Source organism: Gilvibacter sp. (assembly GCF_013214815.1).
Taxonomy (GTDB): Bacteria; Bacteroidota; Bacteroidia; order Flavobacteriales; family Flavobacteriaceae; genus Gilvibacter.
The window spans coordinates 55,840-63,541 of record NZ_JABSPU010000011.1 but is presented as its reverse complement, the minus strand read 5'-3'; the positions used below and the strand labels follow the sequence as shown (position 1 = coordinate 63,541).

General features: G+C 43.8%; 4 protein-coding genes. All 4 read right to left on the bottom strand.

What is annotated here, in order from left to right; all coding sequences use genetic code 11:
- On the bottom strand, positions 1 to 804 hold an 804-nt coding region (locus HRT75_RS04200), incomplete at its 3' end, for an asparagine synthase-related protein (protein WP_291183007.1).
- A 231-nt stretch (positions 805 to 1,035) separates the two neighbouring features.
- The gene (locus tag HRT75_RS04195) at positions 1,036 to 3,447 is read right to left on the bottom strand and encodes a thiamine pyrophosphate-dependent enzyme (protein WP_291183005.1); all 2,412 of its coding nucleotides are present in this window, start codon (positions 3,445 to 3,447) and stop codon (positions 1,036 to 1,038) included.
- Between the two features lie 175 nt (positions 3,448 to 3,622).
- The gene (locus tag HRT75_RS04190; protein ID WP_291183003.1) at positions 3,623 to 6,442 is read right to left on the bottom strand and encodes a metalloprotease; all 2,820 of its coding nucleotides are present in this window, start codon (positions 6,440 to 6,442) and stop codon (positions 3,623 to 3,625) included.
- Positions 6,442 to 7,680, bottom strand: coding sequence for a hypothetical protein (locus HRT75_RS04185; protein WP_291183001.1), 1,239 nt, complete (start codon positions 7,678 to 7,680; stop codon positions 6,442 to 6,444). Before HRT75_RS04185 ends, HRT75_RS04190 begins: the two co-directional genes overlap by 1 nt.
- Positions 7,681 to 7,702: the final 22 nt, after the last annotated feature.

The window sequence follows — 7,702 nt, the reverse complement described above, 5'->3', positions numbered from 1 at the left end:
CAGCTGCGGCCACCAGGCGGATTCTTTATCTCCAGATTCTATGCGTTTATCTGCGTAACGCTTGGCTAGAGCAGAGGTAACAGAAGAATCCAATCCGCCTGAAAGCAATACGCCATAAGGCACATCAGACATCAATTGACGTTTAACTGCAGCGTCTAAAGCTTCACGAAGCTCTTCAACACTGCTCTCGTTATTCTTCTCGGCCTCATATTCCATCCAGTCTCTGCTGTACCATTTTTTGAGCTCCCCATCTTTGCTGTGGAGGTAATGTCCCGGAGGAAACAACTCGATCTTGGTGCAGACGCCTTCCAGTGCTTTAAGCTCTGAGGCTACATAAAAAGTACCGTCCTTATCCCAGCCCATATACAGAGGAATGATCCCCATATGGTCTCTGGCAATCAGATAGGCGTCCTGCTCCACGTCGTACAATGCAAAACCAAACATACCGTTCAGATCATCAATGAAATCGGCTCCCTTTTCCTTATACAATGCCAAGATCACTTCACAGTCTGATTTAGTCTGAAAATTATAGCTGCCTTCAAATTGTTTGCGCCAATATTGATGATTGTAAATCTCTCCATTTGCAGCCAATACTAAATTCCCATCCTCACTAAAAAGCGGTTGTTTTCCAGAAGTAGGATCAACGATCGCTAAACGCTCGTGAGCCAAGATCGCTTTGGGGTGATCAAAGATTCCGCTCCAATCGGGCCCGCGATGCCTGAGGCATTTAGCCATGGTTAATAATTGAGGTCGCAACTGCTGAGCAGGCTGCTTAAGGTCAAAGGCGCATACAATTCCACACATAATTTTGTTGTTTAGTTTAAATCAAAAAAAAAGCCCGTCAAGTACAAAAACCTGACGGGCAATATCTTAGCGACAAGTTTCTGCTAGGGCATCCTGTTATTATTATTGTTATTGAAATTGAAAGTAGCCATATTGTCTAACTTAACTTGTCTGTTGTTATCTGGTGTAAATGTTTGAATTATTTTTTTAATATCAAAATGAGAGTCGAAAAAATCGCACAGGAAAAACCCTCTAAAGTGTTGGGAAGTCCTGTGGATTCGCCTCATGCATGATCCTGTAAACTTTTTCAAAAATATCTTCAACAGAAGGTTTTGAGAAGTAATCTCCATCAGATCCATAAGCTGGACGGTGTGGTTGAGCCGATAGTGTTTGTGGCTTGCTGTCCAGATGCTGCCAAACGTTTTGCTTCTCTAAAATCTCTTGCAACAAATAGGCTGAAGTACCTCCAGGCATATCCTCATCGATCACCAAAAGACGATTGGTCTTAGCTACACTCTTAGCAACATCTTGATTGAGGTCAAAAGGCAATAATGATTGCGCATCGATCACCTCCGCATCAATACCAACTTGCAATAAAGACTTTGCAGCTTGTTCTACCAATCGCAGGGTAGAGCCGTAAGAAACAAGGGTGATATCACTTCCTTCCTTCACCGTTTCTACAACGCCGATCGGTGTTCTGAATTCGCCTAAATTACTCGGCATTTTTTCTTTAAGACGGTAGCCGTTCAAACACTCTACAATGAGTCCAGGTTCGTCACTTTCTAAAAGTGTATTGTAAAAACCTGCAGCTTTGGTCATATTCCGCGGCACTAAGATATACATGCCGCGCAGTAGGTGAATTAAGGCGGCCATTTGAGATCCACTGTGCCAAATTCCTTCCAAACGGTGTCCACGAGTTCTAACAATAAGGGGTGCTTTTTGCATGCCGTGAGTTCGGTAGCGTACCGTAGCCAAATCATCACTCATGATCTGAATACAGTAAAGGATGTAATCCAGATACTGGATCTCTGCAATTGGGCGCAGGCCACGCATGGCCATTCCAATTCCTTGTCCAAGAATAGTAGCTTCCCGAATTCCTGCGTCCGCAACACGTAGATCACCAAATTTCTCCTGGAGGCCTTCTAATCCTTGATTAACATCTCCAATCTTCCCAGAATCTTCCCCAAAGATCAAGGTCTCCGGTTTGGTTCTAAAAATGTGTTCAAAGTTGTCACGTACCACAACGCGTCCGTCAACTTCTTCTGCGCTGTTATCATAAGCGGGCAGGACCTCTGCAATAGCAGTTGCCTTTCCTTCATGCTCACTGTATAGATGAGCGCTGTATTTGGGTTGGATACGCGCTTTATAGCTCGTGATCCATTGGTGTAGTTTTGTTTTTGCTTCGGATGTTTCTCCTACCAAATACGGCAATACAGAGCGGGAGGCCTTTAAAATGTCACTTCTAAACGGCTCTGTATTGGCTGCTAGATTTTCGCGGATCGGTTTGATAAAACTACCGTTAGCACTTGAAGCTTCTACTTCTGCCAATAATTGAAGCGCTTCTTTTTGTTCTTGTAGCTGACCACTGAGATAAGCGTTCCAGGCTGCTTTCTTGCCTTCGCGCACTTCTTTTTTAATGGTCTTCTCGAGCGTGGTAAGATCTTCCTCAGTGGCGATGTTGTTTGCCAACATCCACTCGCGCATCTTCAAATTACAGTCGTGTTCTTGTTCCCATTGCAAACGCTCTGGAGATTTGTAACGCTCGTGTGAACCACTGGTGGAGTGGCCTTGCGGTTGGGTGAGTTCTTGTACATGGATCAAGACCGGTACGTGCTCTTCTCGAGCTAAGCGTCCAGCTTGTTGGTAGGTATTGATCAGCGTGGCGTAATCCCAACCTTTTACAGTCATGATCTCATAACCGTCTTCCTCGCTATTGCGTTGGAATCCGCTGAGTACTGCAGAGATGTTTTCTTTGGTAGTTTGGTCTTTGGCATGAACAGATATTCCGTACTCATCGTCCCAAACACTTACCACCATGGGTACTTGTAAAACACCAGCAGCATTGATGGTTTCCCAAAAGTGGCCTTCACTGGTTGAAGCATTACCGATAGTTCCCCAAGCAACTTCATCTCCACCTTTGGAGAATTGAGTATGTCCAGAAAGCTCCTTGACGTTTCTAAAGATCTTAGAAGCTTGCGCCAAACCTAAAAGTCTAGGCATTTGACTCGCCGTAGGAGAGACGTCAGAACTGCTGTTTTTTTGATCCGTAAGGCGTTTCCATTGTCCATTGGCATCTACACTGTGGGTAGCAAAGTGCCCACCCATTTGGCGGCCAGCAGACATGGGGTCGTGTTCTAAATCAGTATGTGCGTAAAGCCCGGCAAAGAACTGTTGAATGTTCAAAGCGCCAATAGCCATCATAAAGGTTTGGTCGCGGTAGTATCCGCTGCGCCAATCTCCGTTTTTGAAAGCCTTTGCCCAAGCGAGCTGAGGCACTTCTTTTCCGTCACCAAAAATCCCAAACTTGGCTTTTCCGGTAAGTACTTCACGGCGTCCCAACAAACTACATTCGCGACTGGTCACGGCTATGCGATAATCATTAAGTACTTGAGCCTTAAAATCTTCGAAGCTGATCTCGGTTTCTGATTGCGGATGTGTTTGCATAGTGGGATACTTTTTGCGCGAACACAAAATTAGCGAAAATCGTCGGATTGAGCAATAGTAGGAAGAAGCGAAATATTAACAAATTCACAATCAAACATGATTTTGATTGCGAAAAATTGAATAAATGTCAATATTCTGGAATTCTGTTAAATATTTGTCAATGAATCTGCAACCGTTAATACCACTCTCGGGTAAAGAGTCTAAAGAGGGTTTGAGGGCTTAAGGTAACGATAAATCGGATGCGCTGATCGTAGTTGCCCAAGCTCGGTTCCCAACCCAAACTGGAGTAGAGGGGAAGAAAAACCTCAAAATAATCAGCCACCAAACTCAAACGAATCCCTGAATCAAAAACAGCCTGAGTGCCTCGATCTCGATTGTGAATCAGTCCGGCGTCACCATAGGCAAAGATCCACTTCCAAATATTGGTACTGGCATTAACTGTGGCTATCCAACTGTTGGAGAATGCAGGTTCCAATTGCGATTTAAAACCTCCTTCTGCAATAATGATCTGCTGAGAGAAGATCCCTGAATCGTCGCTACGTCCATAATAGTCGTAATCAAATAGGTAATCAGTAGGGCGGTCTAAAGCAAAACTGAAGAAGTCATCATCCCTCGGCGTATCATTGAACAAAAAGACTCCAGCAAAGAAACGCAGATTCAACTGTCTGTTACTCAAAAACAGCTTGCGGTATTCCAGTGTAGTGGTCACCTTGCTGAACTGATCCGAAAGTTCATAACTAAAAGTTCCCTTATAAAAGTCGATCAGGTTGTTGTCTGAATAGGTGTATTGCAGATTAAATACACTGTAGTTAGGCGTTTCCAGAGGAACATTTGGATCCTCATCACGGTCAATATTGATGTTTCTCAGACTGATGGTCTGTCGCATATTGCTACGCAGATTGTCCGGATCGCGAAACGAAAAAGTAATAAACGGGGTGTATCGTCTAAAATTCAATCCGACGTTATAAGAACTCGTTCCTCCAGAGAAACCATAGCGCATCGCGTAAAGCGAACGGTTTTGGATATAATCGGTATAAACCACTGAAGCACTACCCACAATTTGATTGGACTTTAGCGCGTAGCGTGGCTGAATGCGGTAGTTCCAGTTTTTGGGAAGCACCGTTTTATTGTAGAGTTTAGGCCCAATAGAGAGTCCGTCATAGACATTGAAGTCAAAGATGGGCATCACAAAGCTCTGGTTGTATTTTGGGTCCTCAACATCTAAAAACAGGCGGAATTCTATGGGCTTGTTAAAAATCCCTTTGAGGTTTTTATAGTTGTTTCGGTTGTTGATCTCGGGCACTACGCGGTTGTAATTCAGAGCCAATTGTCTGATGCCTTCTCGAGGAATGGTCACCGTGGTCAAACTGTCCACTGGAGCTAGCCATCTGGTGTAAACTATGGAATCCTTATGTAAACCGTAAAGAGGAACTGGTACTTTGACTCCCGTTTTGTTTTTAATGGTCACCCGCAAAGAATCACCCATACGTTTCACACGTTTGATCTTAAAGTCAATAGGGACGTTGGTCTCTACGTATTCATCAAAGAACCAATCCACAGGCAATTCTGCTTTCTGCTTCACCAAATCTGCAAAGGCCTTAGAGCTAGTTGGTTTCAATACATTTTGCTGATAGAAGTTGCGGATGGATTCGTCTAAGGCATCAGAATCCAAATAGTTTTTTAAAAATTTAAAACCGACTCCTGCTTTATAACTGGAGGCGATATTCTTGTTGAACTTTACCAAAGAATCCTTAGCGGTGGTCAGGGATTGATCCAAGTTATTGCGCACCATATTCATATACAACAGCTCGTACTGATCATTGAATTCCAGATCACTAGCGTGAGACCATTTGATCACCCAAAGATTGCTCAAACTCCCAATGATCTTCATGTCTGGATAGTACAGATCGGTATACTTCATCATCAAATACACCTGAATTCCACCATATAGCCAATGGTCCTTACGCGGATCCAACATCAGGGTGTTTTTGAGGTATTTGGCAGTGATGGTTTTGAGTTGTTCAATATCGTATTGGAAACCGTCCGGGAACGGACTGATAAAATCCGGCAACTGATTCAATCCATAAACAGGGCTCATCTTGTAATCCTCTCTGGAAATGATCATTTTTTCCAGCGGATAGGGCCCAAGTTCCTTCTTCAAGAACTGAATAATACGATCAATATTAAGAGCCTTAAGTGGTGGACTGATCTTGTTGTCGTCTAGGTTTGTGACTACTTCAAACTCATCGGTGATCACTGATTCAAAGTCGAAGTTCTTTGTTACGTAGAGAGGGATCTCCGTGCGATTGTCTCCGGTAAGCACCGTAGTTGTTACATCAGCTGTATTACGTGCAGAGATTGTATTGAGATTACTGATCACTTTGTAATTCGTCGGAGCCGTAAAACTTACCTTGACGTGGAAGGGATCGGTATAAAAGTCATTGAGATTCTTATTGCTGTAGGCCTTCCATCCATCTTTAAATACAGCAGGAGCCATATACCAATAGCGCAGCTTTAAATTATTGTCATTGTCATACCCAAAGCGCGTAAAACGATCATTAGGCAGGATAATGCGGTAATTGAGCTTCAGTGATTTACTAGCTCCAGGTGCTAAGCCTTCTGGCAAGGCAATTTGGATCAAATCTACTTTTGGGCGGCTGTACTCCAAGGTAGATCCCATTGCGTCTGTAAGCGAATTCAGTTGAGTTCTTCCGCGGTTCTTGTCTTGCTCAAAGTAAAATCGATTGTTGAAATTCTCTGCGAATCGTACTCCCAGTTCTGAAGTCTTAGTAGAGAAACTGTTTGCCCAGTCCAAAAGATAAATTTCATTGAGGGTCTGCTCGCTGGAGTTGTAATAGATGATCTCTTGCTCAACATCAATATAATGTCCAACAGGATCTGCCTCTGCAGTAATGAGCAACTGATTGGTTTGCCCGAAACCGAGACTGCTCAGCAAAATACTAAGCAAGAAAGCTATGCCAATGCCAGGACGCATTAACGCTTAATAAATTTTAGGGTTTGGCCTTGTTCAGGCACTAGTAAATAAAGACCGCTTGGCAAGTTTTCGGTTGAGATTTCTAGCCTGCTTCCCGTGGTAAAAGAAAAGCTTCCTAAATACTGTCCCAGGCTGTTGTAAAGTCCAATGTTTTGACTGGCGGTGGTAATTGACCCAGCGACAACCAATTGATCGGATACAACATTTCCAAAAGGAAAATGTAGTCCGCTGTTGGCGGTAAACTCATCTACACTGAGAAGTGGCTCATCAGTTTCAATGGTAATGCTCAAAGGCAGATGATCACTGATGTTCCAAAGGGCATCGCGGAGCTCCTCGCTATAAAAACCATCACACAGGTTGTTATTCACACTGCGGTTATAGCAATTGCCATTGTTACCTATGGTGAGGTAAGAATCTTCCACATAGCGCAAAGTGCTGCTGTCATCTAAAAGGTTTTCAGAAACTAAAATATGGTCAAAGCGATCGTCCATACCGCCGCCGGCACCAGCTCCACCAAAAGGAGCAGAACTACTGCGCGTGCTTTGCGTGAACAGATCTTCATAATCTGTATTATTACTCCAGTTACCGCTGCGGTTCAATGGATCTTTAAAAACGATGGGATTAGATACCGCCGTCAACTCTAAATACGCCAATTCCGCGCCCGTGTATAAATTGAGGTCTCCAGCAAAGACCACAAAAGCGTTTGGGTCAAGATCGTCTAAAGTGTCCGTAAAGGCCTGAATCATCTCAAAGCGTCTCAGCTCATTAGCGCTACCTGTACTGGCTTTGAGGTGAGAAGAATAAACCAATAACGTAATCGGATCCGTGTCTTGATTGGCCGTTTTTAGCACCAACTCATAACCGTTGATATCACGCACTGTGGTGGGTATTACCGTGAAATCAAGAAGTTCAAACTTATCTGCTCGATAGTAAACCAGTTGCTGCAAATTCGCGGTGCTTGAGGTATTGAATACAAATTCTGCAGCCTCGTACAAAGCTTCATCAGCATTGAGTACATTGTCTAACAAATTGTCTGCACCAGCCGGTGACTCCAATTCGCAGACCAAAAGGATATCTGGAGGATAGGCCTCAAAAAGGGTTTGCAAATGACTGTCTCTGTCCGCAGGAGGCGCTGTGGGATAGTTCAATAAGTTGTAGAACATTACGGTAAAGTCATTTTGACCAAACGCAATTCCGCTCAGCAACAACAGCAATAGGGTGCATAATTGTTTCAACATAGGGGTAGGAGTAGTTCAGCAG